The 15,709-nt window shown below is 40.1% G+C and carries 14 protein-coding genes and 1 tRNA gene; 5 read left to right on the forward strand and 10 right to left on the reverse strand.

The genetic code is table 11. The annotated features are described in order from the left end of the window. Positions 1 to 13 precede the first annotated feature (13 nt). Entirely contained in the window at positions 14 to 1,063 is a 1,050-nt protein-coding gene (locus E3D81_RS06870; RefSeq protein WP_134776913.1) for a PKD domain-containing protein, read from the forward strand. Between the two features lie 241 nt (positions 1,064 to 1,304). Here the strand turns inward: E3D81_RS06870 and E3D81_RS06875 are convergent, their stop codons facing one another. From E3D81_RS06875 to E3D81_RS06895, 5 genes are all read right to left on the reverse strand, one after another. Then, positions 1,305 to 2,753: an IS1182 family transposase gene (locus E3D81_RS06875; protein ID WP_134776850.1), complete on the reverse strand. Its 1,449-nt coding sequence runs from the start codon at positions 2,751 to 2,753 to the stop codon at positions 1,305 to 1,307. A 150-nt stretch (positions 2,754 to 2,903) separates the two neighbouring features. After that, on the reverse strand, positions 2,904 to 3,221 hold the full coding sequence (gene yajC, locus E3D81_RS06880) for a preprotein translocase subunit YajC (RefSeq protein ID WP_099367824.1): 318 nt from the start codon (positions 3,219 to 3,221) through the stop codon (positions 2,904 to 2,906). A 28-nt stretch (positions 3,222 to 3,249) separates the two neighbouring features. After that, positions 3,250 to 3,693 carry a DUF1573 domain-containing protein gene (locus tag E3D81_RS06885; protein WP_099367823.1) on the reverse strand — a complete coding sequence of 148 codons (444 nt, stop codon included), beginning with the start codon at positions 3,691 to 3,693 and terminating at the stop codon, positions 3,250 to 3,252. A 10-nt stretch (positions 3,694 to 3,703) separates the two neighbouring features. Further along, positions 3,704 to 4,654: a transcription antitermination factor NusB gene (nusB, locus tag E3D81_RS06890; RefSeq protein WP_167554256.1), complete on the reverse strand. Its 951-nt coding sequence runs from the start codon at positions 4,652 to 4,654 to the stop codon at positions 3,704 to 3,706. Between the two features lie 48 nt (positions 4,655 to 4,702). After that, positions 4,703 to 5,773 (reverse strand): Glu/Leu/Phe/Val family dehydrogenase, encoded by a 1,071-nt coding sequence (locus tag E3D81_RS06895; protein WP_134776914.1) that lies wholly within the window; start codon positions 5,771 to 5,773, stop codon positions 4,703 to 4,705. 149 nt (positions 5,774 to 5,922) lie between these two features. Here E3D81_RS06895 and E3D81_RS06900 point away from each other — a divergent pair, with 149 nt between their 5' ends. From E3D81_RS06900 to E3D81_RS06915, 4 genes are all read left to right on the forward strand, one after another. After that, positions 5,923 to 7,695, forward strand: a complete 1,773-nt coding sequence (locus E3D81_RS06900; RefSeq protein WP_134776915.1) for an ABC transporter ATP-binding protein — start codon at positions 5,923 to 5,925, stop codon at positions 7,693 to 7,695. A gap of 118 nt (positions 7,696 to 7,813) precedes the next feature. Next, entirely contained in the window at positions 7,814 to 9,781 is a 1,968-nt protein-coding gene (locus tag E3D81_RS06905; RefSeq protein ID WP_134776916.1) for a transglutaminase domain-containing protein, read from the forward strand. Then, entirely contained in the window at positions 9,781 to 11,691 is a 1,911-nt protein-coding gene (locus tag E3D81_RS06910) for a DUF3857 domain-containing protein (protein ID WP_134776917.1), read from the forward strand. Before E3D81_RS06905 ends, E3D81_RS06910 begins: the two co-directional genes overlap by 1 nt. A 27-nt stretch (positions 11,692 to 11,718) precedes the next feature. Further along, a tRNA-Ala gene (locus E3D81_RS06915) sits at positions 11,719 to 11,795 on the forward strand. A gap of 86 nt (positions 11,796 to 11,881) precedes the next feature. Here the strand turns inward: E3D81_RS06915 and rpmA are convergent. The 5 genes from rpmA to glmM form a co-directional block, all read right to left on the reverse strand. Further along, positions 11,882 to 12,145, reverse strand: a complete 264-nt coding sequence (rpmA, locus tag E3D81_RS06920) for a 50S ribosomal protein L27 (RefSeq protein ID WP_099367641.1) — start codon at positions 12,143 to 12,145, stop codon at positions 11,882 to 11,884. A gap of 44 nt (positions 12,146 to 12,189) precedes the next feature. Beyond that, positions 12,190 to 12,501, reverse strand: coding sequence for a 50S ribosomal protein L21 (gene rplU, locus E3D81_RS06925; protein ID WP_099367640.1), 312 nt, complete (start codon positions 12,499 to 12,501; stop codon positions 12,190 to 12,192). Positions 12,502 to 12,824: 323 nt separating this feature from the next. Continuing rightward, entirely contained in the window at positions 12,825 to 13,475 is a 651-nt protein-coding gene (locus tag E3D81_RS06930) for a hypothetical protein (protein WP_134776918.1), read from the reverse strand. Then, a complete protein-coding gene (locus tag E3D81_RS06935; protein WP_099367637.1) occupies positions 13,465 to 13,968 on the reverse strand; it encodes an RNA polymerase sigma factor in 504 nt (167 codons plus the stop codon). Before E3D81_RS06935 ends, E3D81_RS06930 begins: the two co-directional genes overlap by 11 nt. Before the next feature lie 275 nt (positions 13,969 to 14,243). Next, complete coding sequence (gene glmM / locus E3D81_RS06940) at positions 14,244 to 15,629, reverse strand: phosphoglucosamine mutase (protein ID WP_134776919.1); 1,386 nt, start codon at positions 15,627 to 15,629, stop codon at positions 14,244 to 14,246. Positions 15,630 to 15,709: the final 80 nt, after the last annotated feature.

Genomic DNA, 15,709 nt, shown 5'->3' on the forward strand with positions numbered 1-15,709 from the left:
ACCATTCCATATTATGAAAACGAAACTATTAAAATCGACATATGCCCTTCTGCTGATGCTTATTACCATCAGCATGGGCTGCACCCGAGAGGATGTAATCGACAATTCTCCAGTAGATGGATTGGAGGAAAAACCTGCAGCGGCCTTTAATTTTGCTGTGGCAGATCCAAAGGATCCCTTTACCTATAAATTTGATAATAAATCAAGTAATTTTAAGGAGGTCCGTTGGGATTTTGCGGATGATAGCACATCATCCGAACTTTCTCCTACCCATACGTTTCTGAATACCGGAACTTATAAGGTTAAGATGGTGGTATTGAATGGGGAAGGTTATTGGGCCCAACGGGAGGAAACCATTAAAATCAATCCTTCATCCTATATACAGGTAGCCACGAAAATTCTACCGGATCGAAAAATGGAACTTTCTTTTGAAACTGCCATGGAGATTGAATCCGCCTCTTGGACACACGCTGTTTCTTCATCCCAATTTGATATCTTCTCGACGGAGAAAACAGCAAACCTATCATTTGCCCCGGGGGAATTCAAACGGATATTCCTAACGGTTATTACTCCGAAAAAATCCAAAGCCACGATCGAGTTTCTTTTATCGGAAACTGGGCAGATCAAAGACTTGACGAATTTCGACAACATCTTTACCATTTCGCATGATAACAGTGGCGGACCGGATGCCAATGAAGGTTCCAAGAAAATGATCGACAACAATACGAACACTAAGGTATTCATTGGTGGGGTTGGGAACAGCCTGACCTGGCAATTTGAGTACTATGTTCCGCAGATCATTAATGGATACCGGATGACCTCGGGTAATGATGCCCAAGAAAGGGATCCTAAAGAATGGAAAGTCGAAGGATCAAACGATGGTACTACCTGGACAGAGATTGATCACCGGAGCAATGAAGAATTCCCTTCGCGATACCTATCTAGAACATTTACCTTCAATAATAGCACAGCGTATAAGTACTATAAGTTCTCTATACTGCAATTACGGAGTGGTACAAACTTCCAGATGTGTGAGTTAAGACTCCTACAGATTCCTCAATAAGGATTTCATCCAAATAAAAAAGCCATGTAAAATTCATGAGGGCACTGAAAAAGTCTCAACTTTTTAATGAGATTTAAAGAAATGACTGAGTACAAGATTTATCTTACTCGGTCATTTTTGTTCTAAGGATTTCTGAAAATTTGTTTTTTAATGGTTTTATTGAAGGTTTAATCGACCATGAGTGGCTATTTAGGCTTTCAGAATCTCAAATCCATTGATTTTGAGGTAATATTCCTCCTTTTTAGATCAATTTCAGGATTCTTTTCAAGTTTACCGTGAAGATGGCCATTGCACCCTGCATTTCCATATTTTTGATGCCATAGGAATCTGCTCTTCCATAACCATGGACATTCTTGAGCTCACTGTTCTTTGCCTCGATCTTATACCTTTCCTTAGACTTGCTCCGGTAATGATAGGTTTGCTGGAAAGCCATCTGCTCTTTATGGAGTTCGGATTTAATGGTTATCGAATAGGTCTTTGTTTTTGACCCATCCTTATAACATCCTTCCCTGAGAGGGCAAACTTTACATCTATCCACATCGAAGTAATACGTGTCTGCTTGATTTTTACCTATGTTCTTTTTGCCCTGACGGGCCTTCCGGATTGCTAGATGGCCAGCTGGACAGACAAACATCCCCGCATCTTTATTGTAGTGAAAGTGATCGCTTTCTTTCCTGGATCCCTGGCTGACTGCCGGTTTCAATTTAGCGATGATATCAATGTTCTGTTCTTTTGCCAGCCGTAGATTGTCCTTTCCAGAATATGCGGCATCGCCTATAATCGTGTCCACTTCCATTCCATTCTGCTGGCTGATCTCCAATAATCGGGGCAGTTCCGGACCATCACCTTTCTCGCCTGTAGTAACGACCGCTGCTGTGATGATGCGTTCCTCGGTCATTGCCAGATGTGTTTTATAGCCAAAGAAACTGCTGTCCATTGATTTATGTCCAAGCCTGGCTTCACCATCTTTTGAGAGCAGATAGTATTCCTTTGTGTCCTCGATGGTTTCCTTCAACAGGTTCAACTTCTCTTTTACAGCCGGTATTTCACTGATAGATTGATCCTGATCCAGCACTCTCTGTAATTCCCTGCAATAGGCAAGCTCTTGGTCCAGGTCGTTGGACTCGTTCTTTTGTGGTAGGCGCCCTTTGTAGTCCTCATCGATCTGATATATTGCTTTCCTCAACAGCTTGGATCGTTCCTTTAGCACTTCCTGTGCTGTGTATGGGTTCGATCTGGAATGGGTATGTGTGGCATCTACGATGATGGACCTTGATTTTATAATACCCTTTTCAAGAGCGATCGTTACGGTCTTATTGATCAACAGGTTCAATAGGTCCATGTCCTTTAACCGTAGCTTACGGAATTTGGTGAGCGAACTTGGATTGATCACATCCTCCTCAGGGGCCATTTCCAGAAAGTATTTAAAGGACATGTCATATCTGGAACGCTCAACAACATCAACATCCGAAACGGTGTAGATCGTCTTTAACAGAAGGTACTTGAACATCTTGATGGGGCTCTCTGCTGTACGCCCATTGGTCTGGCAATACTTCTCCAAAAGTTCCTCATGTATAAAACTGAAATCGATAAGATCGTTGATTTTGCGAAGTAGATTGTCTTTTGGAACAATGATATCGTACAATCCCGAATAGGAACTGAACTGAATTTTTTGTTGGGTAGAAAGCATCCTGATATCCGTTAAAGCCTACTTTAAGATACGAAAAAAGGAGCAGAAAACTGTTGTTTTCCACTCCTTTTTTTAGCCCATTCTAAAAGGGGACTTTTTCAGTGCCCTCAAAATTCATACATGGCTTTTTTATTTCTAAGGCTTAAAAAATTAAGCTGTCTTTTCTTGATTTAAAGCTTTAGAAGCTTCCAAAGAAATGGCAGATTTATCAAAACGAATCTTCACTCCAGAACCTACATCAACTAAAAAGGTTTTTTCGCTAACTTCAACGATTCTTCCATGGATACCCGCTGTAGTAACTACTCTTGAATTAACACCAATTTCCTCAATGTATTTTTTATGTTCTTTTTGTTTCTTCATCTGAGGTCTGATCATGAAGAAGTAAAAAACCACGACGATTAAGATCATGGGAAGAAACTGCATCATACCACCACCTGTTGCTGCTTGCAATAAAATTGTAGAGATCATATGTATTTATTTTATTTTTATTGATTTATTAAGATTTAGGATTTACTGTTCCTTTCAATTGCACGGTCATGATATTAGACTCTGCATTGGAAGCAACCGTAATAATTTTTTGTTGTTGACCGACTTGGTTCTCACTATTGAACTCAACCGTGATCACGCCTTCTTTACCTGGAAGAACCGGCTCAGAAGTATATTTCGGTGTGGTACAGCCACAACTGGCCGATACTTGCGCCAAAATTACTGGAGCATTCCCAGTATTAGTAAAGATGAAATCGTGTTTTACCACTTCCCCTTCTTTGATAGATCCAAAATCAAAAGCTGCATCCTCGAACTTGATCACGCCAATACCTTCATTGGCAGTGGCTGCTGAAGTTTCAGTAGTCGCATTTGAATCAGATGCCTCATTTTTTGGGGCGTTATTACAAGATGCCATGAATGCCAGGGCAGCTAGGGGTAAAATTAATTTTTTCATAAGCTTGCTTTTAAGCGATCAAACCTCTACCCTCTTTCTTGATACGACGTTGGGTATTAAGATCTGCTAAGATTTTATCTAATATACCATTGATAAAGGTGCTACTTTTCAAGGTACTGAAAGACTTGGATAATTCAATATATTCGTTGATCGTCACTTTCACCGGAATGGTTGGGAAATTGATCAATTCGGTAATCGCCATGCTCATCAGCAGGTTATCGATCAAAGCAATACGATCCGACTCCCAGTTTTTGGTTTTTCCAGCAATCATTTCTTGATATTCGTTGGCATATTTAACCGAAAGCTTCAATAGGTCTAGGATAAAATCCTTGTCCTCGATCCAGCTTGGTGTAAGATCTGCCAATTTATTCTTCGCCGGAACCTCACTGCTGAAATTCTTGAACGTTTTGGCGATCATCGCCTGCAACACCTCTTTATCGACCTGCCAATTGATGAAACGCTCGTCCAAAGCCTGCTCGATATCCGGAGATTTCAAAATGATCTTCTTGAAAATATATTTGATAATATCCTTCTCTACGGCAATGGAACGATCTTCCAACTCCAAATAAGCCAAGTATTCTGCCGAATCTTTTAATTGGGAATAGATGGAACGCACAATCTCAGGATCATAGCTCCAGTCGACCTTATAGCGTTTTACTTTCTCCAGATATTCTCTATTCTGACGTAGGGAATCAATGAAGGTATTGTTGTTCAACTTGGTGGATGAATAAGTTTTATCTTTATCCGAAGGGATCCATTTATTGGCAATGCCTTCCACGTCGACCAAAACATATTCTGCCACTTCATCCAAAAGATTCAGTGTCCAGATATACATCTCATCAACTTCTTCGACATTTTTGAGCAAACCTTTTTCAAAATTGACGATACTCTTGTCTTCCGACAAGCTGTAGGCATACAGCGTCTGCATGACCTTTACGCGTAGGTGTCTTCTATTTAGCATAATAATTTAAAAAGAACGATTGGTAATAAAGAACGAAATTATACTATCTTATTTTAATTTTTTCATATCATGAATACGCTTTTCAGCTAGCTCTTTCGCTGCTTGATGCGTAGAGATATTCTCTTCTTTGGCCTTTTGGATCACGTGGCGCGTCATTGTATAGATATAACGGATCAAGTGATCGGTACGGTCTGCACCGTATCCTTCCAATTCGGAGAAACAAGAGATCAATGCACCGGCATTGATCAAGAAATCCGGTGTATAAAGGATGTTATTCTCTTTCAATAACTCCAATGTACGATCCTCTTCCAACAATTGATTATTGGCAGAACCTGCAATGATCTTACAACGCATGCGTGGAACAGTATCTGGATTAACCGTACCTCCCAATGCACATGGTGCATAGACATCAGCGTCCAATTCAAAGCTGGTTGAATAGGTGATCGGCTCTGCTTTGTATTTAGCAGCAATCTTCATCTTGCGCTCTTCGGTCATATCCGAAACATATACACGGGCATTTTCAGCACGCAATAGGGAAACCAAATGCTCGCCTACGCTTCCTACTCCTTGAACAGCAATCTTTCTACCTGCCAGGTTATCATCACCATAAAGCTCCTTGATAGCCGCTTTAATACCGTAATAAACACCTTTTGCCGCAAATACCGTGGTATCACCTGCCCCATTTAAGGACGTTGGCAATCCTGCAACATAATTAGTTTCAGCGTAGATATATTCCAGGTCTTTTTGGGTAGTACCCACATCGGAAGATGCAATGAAATTACCATTCAATCCGTTGATGAAACGACCGAAACGGCGCATCAACACTTCTGATTTCTCAGTACGATTATTACCAATAATAATCGCAGATCCGCCTCCAAGGTTCAACCCTGCTAAAGATGCTTTATAGGAAATAGCTTTAGATAAACGTAATGCGTCTTCGATGGCATCTGCCTCCGTTTCGTACGGCAACATGCGGACACCGCCGATGGCTGGGCCTAGTGTGGTGTCGTGAATAGCCACAATAGCTTTCAAGCCAACTTCTTTATCATTACAAATGAAAATGTTCTGATGATCAGACACACGCATCAAATCAAATAGCGAGGTAGATTCCTTATCCATAAAATTTATAAAAATTTACAGCTACAAAATTAGCAAATTATTTATTTCTTCGGCGAAATGGCGTAAAATATTAATAAAAGTATTAATTCATGACAGATAGCCGATAAATCAACAGCAGATATTTAAAATTATAACCTATTTTTGCTTCAATGAAGGAACTGTCATACCTAAACAAGTTTTTCTATAAATATCGCTGGAAGATTATCCCAGGGGTGATTTTCGTAATTATCTCCAACTATTTTGGAATCCTTCCAGCGCAGGTCATCCGCGAGGCTTTTGACCTGGTGAAGGAAAACATCGATATGTATAGGTTGTACGATGGTTTCGACAGACAGGATCTCATCTATCGTATTTTTGGTAATAGCCTCCTCTTTTTTGGTGCAGTGGTTTTGATTTTATCCATCATTAGGGGTATATTTCTATTCATGATGCGCCAAACATTGATCCTGACATCCAGGCATATCGAATACGACATCAAGAACGAGATCTACCAGCATTACCAGCAATTGGATTTTGCATTTTACCGGCGGAACAATACCGGTGACCTGATGAACCGTGCTACGGAAGATGTTAACCAGGTAAGGAATTACTTGGGGCCCGCCATCATGTATGCCATCAACACCGTAGTACTCTCTATTATGATCATTTATGCGATGTATAGTGTCAATGCTACGTTGGCTACCTATTCATTGATCCCTATTCCCATCATATCCGTGATCATTCTTTTTGTCAATAAGGTGATCAATAGACGAAGCGAACGCATACAAAGGCAATTATCCCAATTATCTTCCTTTGTACAGGAAACTTTTTCAGGCATCCGTGTGGTCAAGACCTATACCCTGGAAGCCGATAAGATGGCAAATTTTAAACAGGAAAGCGATAATTACAAAGACATCAACCTGAATCTGGTGAAGGTACAGGCAATCTTCTTTCCCCTTATCATATTCCTTGTAGGTTTCAGTACCATCATCACCGTATATGTGGGTGGTTTGGAAGTGAACAAAGGAACCATATCAGCAGGTAATATTGCCGAGTTCATTATCTATGTCAATCAATTGACCTTTCCGGCCATGTCCCTAGCTTGGGTAACTTCCCTCTTCCAACGGGCAGCAGCTTCCCAAAAACGCATCAACGAATTCCTAATGACGAAGTCCGAGATCAAGGACGGGCATATCGAAGCAGATCTGAACGGCGACATCCAAGTCGACAATGTATCTTTCACCTATCCAGATACTGGAATCAAGGCTATCGACAACATCAGTTTTTATATCCCCGCTGGGAAGACGATGGCCATTATTGGCCGTACTGGATCAGGGAAATCAACCTTGGCCAATCTCCTTCTTCGCACGTATGATGTGGATAAGGGAGCCATCAAATTCGACCAACATCAGATCCAATCCCTTAAAATGGATTCCCTTCGCGAACAGATTGGTTTTGTTCCACAGCAGGTTTTCCTATTTTCGGATACTATCGCCAGAAATATAGCCTTCGGTTTAGATAAGGTCGATATGCCGGCCGTAGAACAGGCGGCTAAGGACGCTGTGGTATATGATAATATCATAGGTTTTGAAGAAGGTTTTGACACCCATATCGGAGAACGCGGAATTACCTTATCCGGTGGCCAGAAACAACGTGTTTCCATTGCAAGGGCTTTGGTAAAAGATCCTAAGATCCTCATTTTCGATGATTGTCTTTCGGCCGTAGACACCAAAACAGAGGAAGAAATACTCCATAACCTAGGCCGTATCATGGAAGGCAAAACCTCCATCATCATTGCCCACCGTATTTCCACCATTAAAAATGCAGACCATATCCTTGTCCTAGAGGATGGTAAAATAATCGAGCAAGGGACGCATACTCAGCTACTTAACCAACAAGGAGAATATGCTTCCTTGTATGAAAAACAATTATTAGAATCATAATTTGCCAATTCCTATTTTTTGCTTAATTTAACAGTGGGTTTTTAAACAAATTATTAAACTAAATTTAACCTTCAGTTCGTTTAACCAGCGTACTTTAGACTAATTATTATCAATTATTATGAGATTTCTTTTAACTAGCCTTAGTATGCTTTTCGCATGCTGTATTACCTATGGGCAAGATGCTTTCTTACCCAAACTCCAACAGGAAGAATTCAGAAAAGACCATTCTAAAATAGATACTTCCGCCGATGCAATTATCCTGCATGAATACGGTAGAACTGAACTTGAAGTATTAGATGCTGAAAGAAGGTTGATGGTTGTGCATACCTATAATGTTCGATTAAAGATCTTGAATAAGGATGGCGATAAATATGCTACCGTGGAGATTCCCTTGTACAAATCAGGCTCAACCGAGGAGTACCTAACAGAAATCAAAGCCAGGACCTTGAACCTGGAAAACAATACGATACAGGAAACGGAACTCCAACGAAAAAACATATTTTATGAAAAGACATCGGAGTTCTATAACACCACGAAATTTACCCTACCAAACATCAAAGAAAACTCCATCATTGAGTATTCCTATAAAAAGTATTCACCGCTCGTTCATCATTTTGAAGATTGGCAATTCCAGGGATCCATCCCCAATCTCTATAGTGAATATATTGCGGTCATCCCATCCAATTTCGAATATAATGTGACTTTGAAAGGTCATCAACCTTTATCCGGTCAAAAATCGGAAGTGTTGAACCAGCATTTCCTTTGGAACGGAGCTCGTTTTGACTGCTCGAAGATGACCTATATCATGCAGAATATGCCTGCATTTAAGGAGGAGTCCTTTATGTTGGCACCCATAAATTATATTTCTGCCATTGATTTTGAATTAAGGACCTATACCGATCCGAACGGTGCCAAACAGAATTACACCCGTACCTGGGATAATATCGACACGGAACTGCTAAATGATAAGGATTTTGGTGGGCAAATAAAAGCTAAGGGGCCGTTCAAGGAGATAAACGCCAAGATCATGGCCGAACATCAGACCAAACTTGATCAGGCGAAAGCGCTATATAGTTATTTACAGCGAAATGTGGTATGGAACAAAAACTTTGGTAAATACGCAGAATTTGGGGTTAAGAAAACCTTAGAAGATAAAAGGGGCAATTTGGCAGATATCAATTTAGGTTTAGTTGCGGGATTAAATGCCATGGATATAGAGGCATACCCTGTTATTACAGCCACCCGAAATAGGGGAATTCCGAGTTATATATATCCCGTAAACGCCGATTTCAATGCGGTCATCTGCTTGGCTAAAATAGATGGGAAAGATTATCTACTGGATGCGACCAACAAATTCTTGCCTTTCGGCCAGCTCTCCTTGCTGATGATCAACGATCGCGGCCGTGCAATGTACGGAAAAGGGAAATCAGATTGGGTACCTTTGAAAAACGAGGTAGTAGCTAAAAAAACTTTCAATATTCTTGCCAACATCAGTCCTGATGGGAAATTGAAAGGTACGATAAGAACGCAGTTAAGTGGATTGGATGCCTATAGAAAAAGACAGGATATCACTGAATATCCAAGTCATGAAGAATACGAAGAAAAGTTGATGGAGAAGACCACCGATTTTAAAATCCTTAAAAGTACGGTCAGTTATGTAGACTCGTTGGATAAAGATCTGGTCGAAGTATTGGATTTTGAATTGGACCTTAAGGAAAACATGAAAGGAAATCGATTGGTCATCAACCCTATCCTGATTGAAAGGATGACGAAAAATCCCTTTTTATTGGAAGAACGGAACTACCATGTAGATTTAGGCGCGGTCATGTCTGAAGTGTATAATGTTAACATTATGATTCCAGAAGGCTATAAATTAGATAATGGCCCTAAGAATACCGCCCTATCACTACCAGAAAATGCTGCCCGTTATGTTTATCGTTCTGCCATCGAAGGCAATTCGATCATGGTCCAACAGACTACCAATCTGAACCATCCTATCTATTCTCCAGAAGAATACTTCCACCTGAAAGAATTTTTCTCCAGAATTATCCAACAACAGCAAACTGCATTTACATTCCTTAAATAATGAAGAAAAATATCCTATATATAATCGTATTGCTACTTGGTCTTTGCCATTATTCCTTTGGACAATACCAAGTGGAATCCATCCCCAAGGAATTACTGAGCCGTGCGGTTGCAACCTATCGGGAAGACAATATGGAGATCCATATGAAATCGCCGACAGATGTGATCATCAAGGGCAATAAAGTATTGACCATCCATAATCAAAGTGGGGATGAATATGCGCCGATTGTGGTATTCTATGATAAATCTAAACAGATTAAGGAAATCAAAGGGGAAATCCTGGACCAATTTGGCAAACAGATCAAAAAATTCAGTTTAAGGGATTTTGATGATCAGAGTGCCAGTTCAGGTTCCAATCTTTTTGATGATAGTCGGTATAAATCTTATCAACCCCACATCAATACTTATCCTTATAGTATTTCCTATAGTTACGAATACAAGAGTTCGCAGAACCTGGCCATGCCCAGCTGGAATCCAAATTGGCACAAGGATGTATCGGTGGAAAAAAGCACCTACAAAATCATCGTCCCTAAGAACAGCAAACTGCGCATCAATAGCCAGAATTTTGATGGACAGCCCAAAGTGGAGCATGTAGACAAATGGAGCAGCTACACCTGGCAGGCAGAAAACCTTAAAGCTATACGTAACGAAGCTTATAGCCCTGGAAGACATATCACTGGGATTGAGGTGATGGTGGTTCCTGAGGAATTCCAATTCTACAAGAAAAGTGGACAGTTCAACGATTGGAAGAGTTATGGCCTTTGGATGAATGAAAATTTATTGAAGGGAAAAAGGATCTTGCCAGAGGCAACGGTTGCCATGGCTAAAAACCTCGTGAAAGACCTGGAAGATCCAAAAGCTAAAGCCAAAGCATTATATGAGTTCATGCAAAAGAAAACCAGGTACATCAGCATACAGGTTGGTATAGGAGGTAATGAACCTTTCCCTGCCGAAATGGTAGATCGCTTAGGATATGGAGACTGCAAGGCGTTGGTAAACTATATGCAGGCCCTATTGGAAGCGGTGGATATCCCCTCCTATTATACCATCGTACAAGCGGGTAATGAAAAAGTGGATATCAACCCTACCTTTGCCAACCTGCAGGATGGCAATCACATCATCCTATGTCTTCCTTTTGCCAATGACACTACTTGGTTAGAATGTACTAACCAGGATATGCCTTTTGGTTACTTAGGCGATTTCACGGATGATCGTTTGGTATTGGCCTGTACGCCTGAGGGAGGTAAAGTTATGCGCAGCAAATCCTATCCTTATCATGAGAGCATTCAACACCGAGTTGGGAAGTTCCGCATGGATAAAACCGGAAAATTAACTGGAGAAATGGAAACAACCTATACAGGTTGGCAGTTTGAGAACCATTTTGCCAATGTGAAGGAGAATAGAGATAAACAGATCGAAAACCTCAGACGATGGTATAACATCAACCGGATTGGGTTTAATCAGGTCGAGTATAAGATCGAGCAGAACAAAAAGCATCAATTGAATGAGAAAATAGGCCTAACGATCGATAATTATGGCCTATTGAATGGAAATATACTTGTACTGATCCCAAATATCTTTAACAAAACCACCGCTGTCCCCGAAATCAGAAATAGGCAAGAAGTATTGAAAATTTCCCGTGGTTATACGGATATTGATGAAATCGAAATTGTTATGGATGATGTGGTCGACACAAAGATCATCCCAGCCGAAAAAATAATGGAGAATGAGATTGGTTCCTATAAATTGACGACCAAAGTGGAAGGGAAAACCATTAAAACGTATCGAAAAATTGAAATCAAGGAAGGTACCTATCCCGCTGATAAATATGAAGCCTTCGTGAACCTGAATAGATTCGCAAAAGAAAGTGATGATATTCGATATAATTTACCATTAATTGATAAAAAATAAAAAAATATCCTATATTTGGCTTGCCTTGGGGGATTAGCTCAGTTGGCTAGAGCGCTTGCCTGGCAGGCAAGAGGCCACCAGTTCGAATCTGGTATTCTCCACCAAAACACTTATAGTAAAATTAGGTATAGAAACAAAAAAAGAGGTGATCAAATGATCACCTCTTTTTGTTGAAGATATCTTCCGTATCTTAGTTTTGTTCAGCAGGTAATACTGAAACGTAGGATTTGTTGTTCGCTTTCTTACGGAAAACAACAGTACCATCAACTAAAGCATACAATGTATGATCTTTACCGATACCTACGTTATTGTCAGGGTTATGCTGTGTACCACGTTGACGAACGATGATATTTCCAGCGATAGCTTGCTGACCACCAAAAATTTTGATACCTAATCTCTTACTATGTGACTCACGGCCGTTCTTGGAACTACCCGCACCTTTTTTGTGTGCCATTTCTTTATCTTAATTTATGACTTGCGTCAGATTAAAAAATTCGATTATAAACTAATACCAGTGATCTGGATTTTTGTGAAGTGTTGACGGTGACCGTTTTTCTTTTTGTAGCCTTTACGACGTTTTTTCTTGAAAACGATAACTTTTTCACCTTTCAAATGTGACAAAATAGTAGCCGAAACTTTAGCACCTGAAATACTTGGTGTTCCTACAGTGAATTTACCACCGTCTTCTGCTAACAATACATTGTCAAATTCAATACTAGCGCCTTCGTCTCCTTGTAAACGGTGTACAAAAAGGTATTGGTCTTTTGCAACCTTAAATTGCTGTCCTGCTATATTTACTATTGCGTACATTGTTATTAATGATTTGTTAATTATTTAATGAACGGCAAAGATAAAACTTTATTTCTATTCATCCAATTATTTTTTATATTTAATATGTTATTTCCAAACCAAAAAATTACCTTGAAAATGATTAATTTTTGGAACTATACGTCATTGCGAGGAGGTACGACGAAGCAATCTTTCTTTCATGTCATCCTGAGCGTAGTCGAAGGATCTGTACGTGTACCAAATGTAGATGCTTCGACTTCGCTCAGCATGACATGGTTAAAGATTGCTTCGTACCTCGCAATGACGAAAAGATTGCTTCGTTCCTCGCAATGACGGTTCATCAACTATTCTTCAAATTCCTTTAAATATGCAATAGACTGATCGATCCGCCTAATCTGTTTTTCATACCGTCGGATGACTAGCCGGCCAAAAGCATAGGCAGCAAACAACAATAATCCAAAATAAATGGCAAAGAAGATAATTGGTCCAATGTCCACTGCTGTAGTACCATTCAACAAATCGTTCAACCTTAAAGTATAATGGTCTCCCCTTTCCAGTCCAGTGTAAATCATGGCACCGCCAAAGCCAATTATCATGGAATGGAAAGTGGTTGATCGATAGGACATCATATTTAATTTCATCTCGTAGGAAAACCAAAGCAGATTCTCCAGGGAATTAAATTCCAGGTGATAGGTTTTATGGTAAAACTTCCAATATTGGGAATAATAATGAATCCAGATCATCGTGGTTGCCAAGATATAAATGGATAATACCAATATGGTAAATATCTTGAGGTTCTCTGCGTATATAAAGAACCCAAAAAGACCCAAGAAAACAACAGTAAGGATCAGGTTTACCCAAAATTCCTGACGCATATATTTTCTGATCAGGTCGATCGCGGTACTCGCCTCCCTTTTCTTGGACAGGTTGATACTCAGATCCTGATCCTCATTTTTGTCCGCTTGCCAATCTTTTTTTAAATCGTCAAAATTCATAACCTTGTTTTTTTATGATTTCCTGTAATTTATCCTTCGTCCTATTCAATTTTACCCGCGCGTTGACCTCTGAGATACCTAGCTGTACACTGATCTCTCGATGAGACAAACCTTCCAAGAATAAGAAGATTACTGCCTTTTCCACTTCATTCAATTCCTTTACCGCTCGATAGAAATAATCCAATTGCTCCTCTTTTTGGGCGTGGTCGCTATGATCTGGTAGGTCTACCTGATCATTGATGGTATTGGTCTTTGGTTTTCGCTGATCTTTCTTGACGTAGACCAGCGCAGTGTTGAGTGCCACCCGATACATCCAAGTGGAGAACTTGCTCTCTCCTTTAAAATTTCCATAGGAACGCCAAAGTTGGAATACCATTTCCTGGTAGAGATCTTCCTGATCCAAGATATCATCCATATAAATTTTTGACAACTTGAATAAGATGCCTTTATGGGTGTCTATCTCTTGAAGGAATTGCTGCTCTAAAGAATTCACTGTTTGGATAAATTGTTTTGAAGATAATTTGCTTTTATAAGGTTAGTAATTGATTTTGGGGAATGTTACATGGGAAATGGAAAAACGTTTGAAAATAAAAACGTTATTAATTAAAAACGTTATTAATTAAAAACGTCATTGCGAGGAACGAAGCAATCTTTACACTTATCGAAAGATTGCTTCGTTCCTCGCAATGACGTGCATATCGCAATGACATAGGGGCCTTGCAAAGACCCTAAACCCATCGCAATGACGTATGTTCCTCAAAAAATAACCTATTTCCCTACGATTTCCTCCATCTCCTGCATAATCTTCTTCGCTATTGCCTCTGCTGCCTCCACAGATCCACCTTCCGAATAAATTCGAATAATAGGTTCTGTATTCGATTTACGCAAATGCACCCATTCATTTTCAAAATCAATCTTCAACCCATCAATTGTAGAATGATTCTCATGCGAATACTTCGCCTGCATTTTCGCCAAAAGATCATCAATATCCAACTCTGGTGTCAAAGTGATCTTATTTTTCGACATATAATATTGCGGTAATTCTGCCCTATATGCCGAAGCTTTCTTCCCTAATTGCGCCAAATGCGTCAGGAACAAAGCAACCCCCACCAAAGCATCACGGCCATAGTGAGAAGCCGGGTAAATAACTCCACCATTACCTTCACCACCCATTACCGCATCAACTTCCTTCATTTTGGTCACCACATTCACCTCACCAACTGCTGCTGCGAAATATTCACCACCATGCTTCAGCGTCACATCGCGCAACGCGCGGGTAGAAGACAAATTAGAAACCGTATTCCCTTTTTTATGGGTCAAAATAAAATCAGAAACTGCCACCAAGGTATATTCCTCACCAAACAATTCCCCATTTTCCATCATGAACACCAAACGGTCCACATCCGGATCCACGGCAATCCCCAGGTCAGCACCATTCTTCAATACCGCTTCCGAAAGATCCGTTAAATGTTCCTTCAATGGTTCCGGGTTATGTGGAAAATGACCATTAGGCTCACAATGTATTTTATAAACGGTCTGTACGCCCAAAGCTTCCAATAATGTGGGAATAAAAACACCTCCCGTACTGTTCACCGCATCAACCGCTACCTTAAAGTTCGCCTTTTTAATAGCTTCTACATCCACGAATTCCAAGGCAAGTACATCATCAATATGTTTCTGTAAGAAAGAATCATCTTTGGTCACTTTTCCTAATTCCTCCACCTCTGCGAAATCAAAATCCAAGCTCTCCCCTAAAGTCAATACCTCTTTCCCTTCTGCATCAGAAATAAACTCTCCTTTTTCATTCAACAATTTCAAGGCATTCCATTGGCCAGGATTATGGGAAGCAGTCAAAATGATTCCACCTGCAGCACCCAATTTTGGAACAGCGATCTCCACCGTTGGTGTTGTCGACAGCCCTAGATCAACCACATCAACTCCGATACTCTGTAAAGTCCCGATCACCAAGTTCGCGACCATCTCGCCAGAAATACGTGCATCACGACCGACAACGATCGTTTTATTCGTTGAGTTTGCTGTAATAATCTTTCCATACGCTGCTGTAAACTTGACGATATCAACCGGAGTTAAGTTATCGCCTGGTCTTCCGCCTATGGTTCCTCTAATTCCTGAAATAGATTTTATTAATGCCATATTTGATTGTTTGTTCGCCGTAAATTTAATCTAAAAAATATTTATTAGTGACTTTTATTCTTTTTTTCAATTATTTACCT

Origin of the sequence: Sphingobacterium sp. CZ-2 (genome assembly GCF_004526235.1) — a bacterium.
Classification (GTDB): domain Bacteria; phylum Bacteroidota; class Bacteroidia; order Sphingobacteriales; family Sphingobacteriaceae; genus Sphingobacterium; species Sphingobacterium tenebrionis.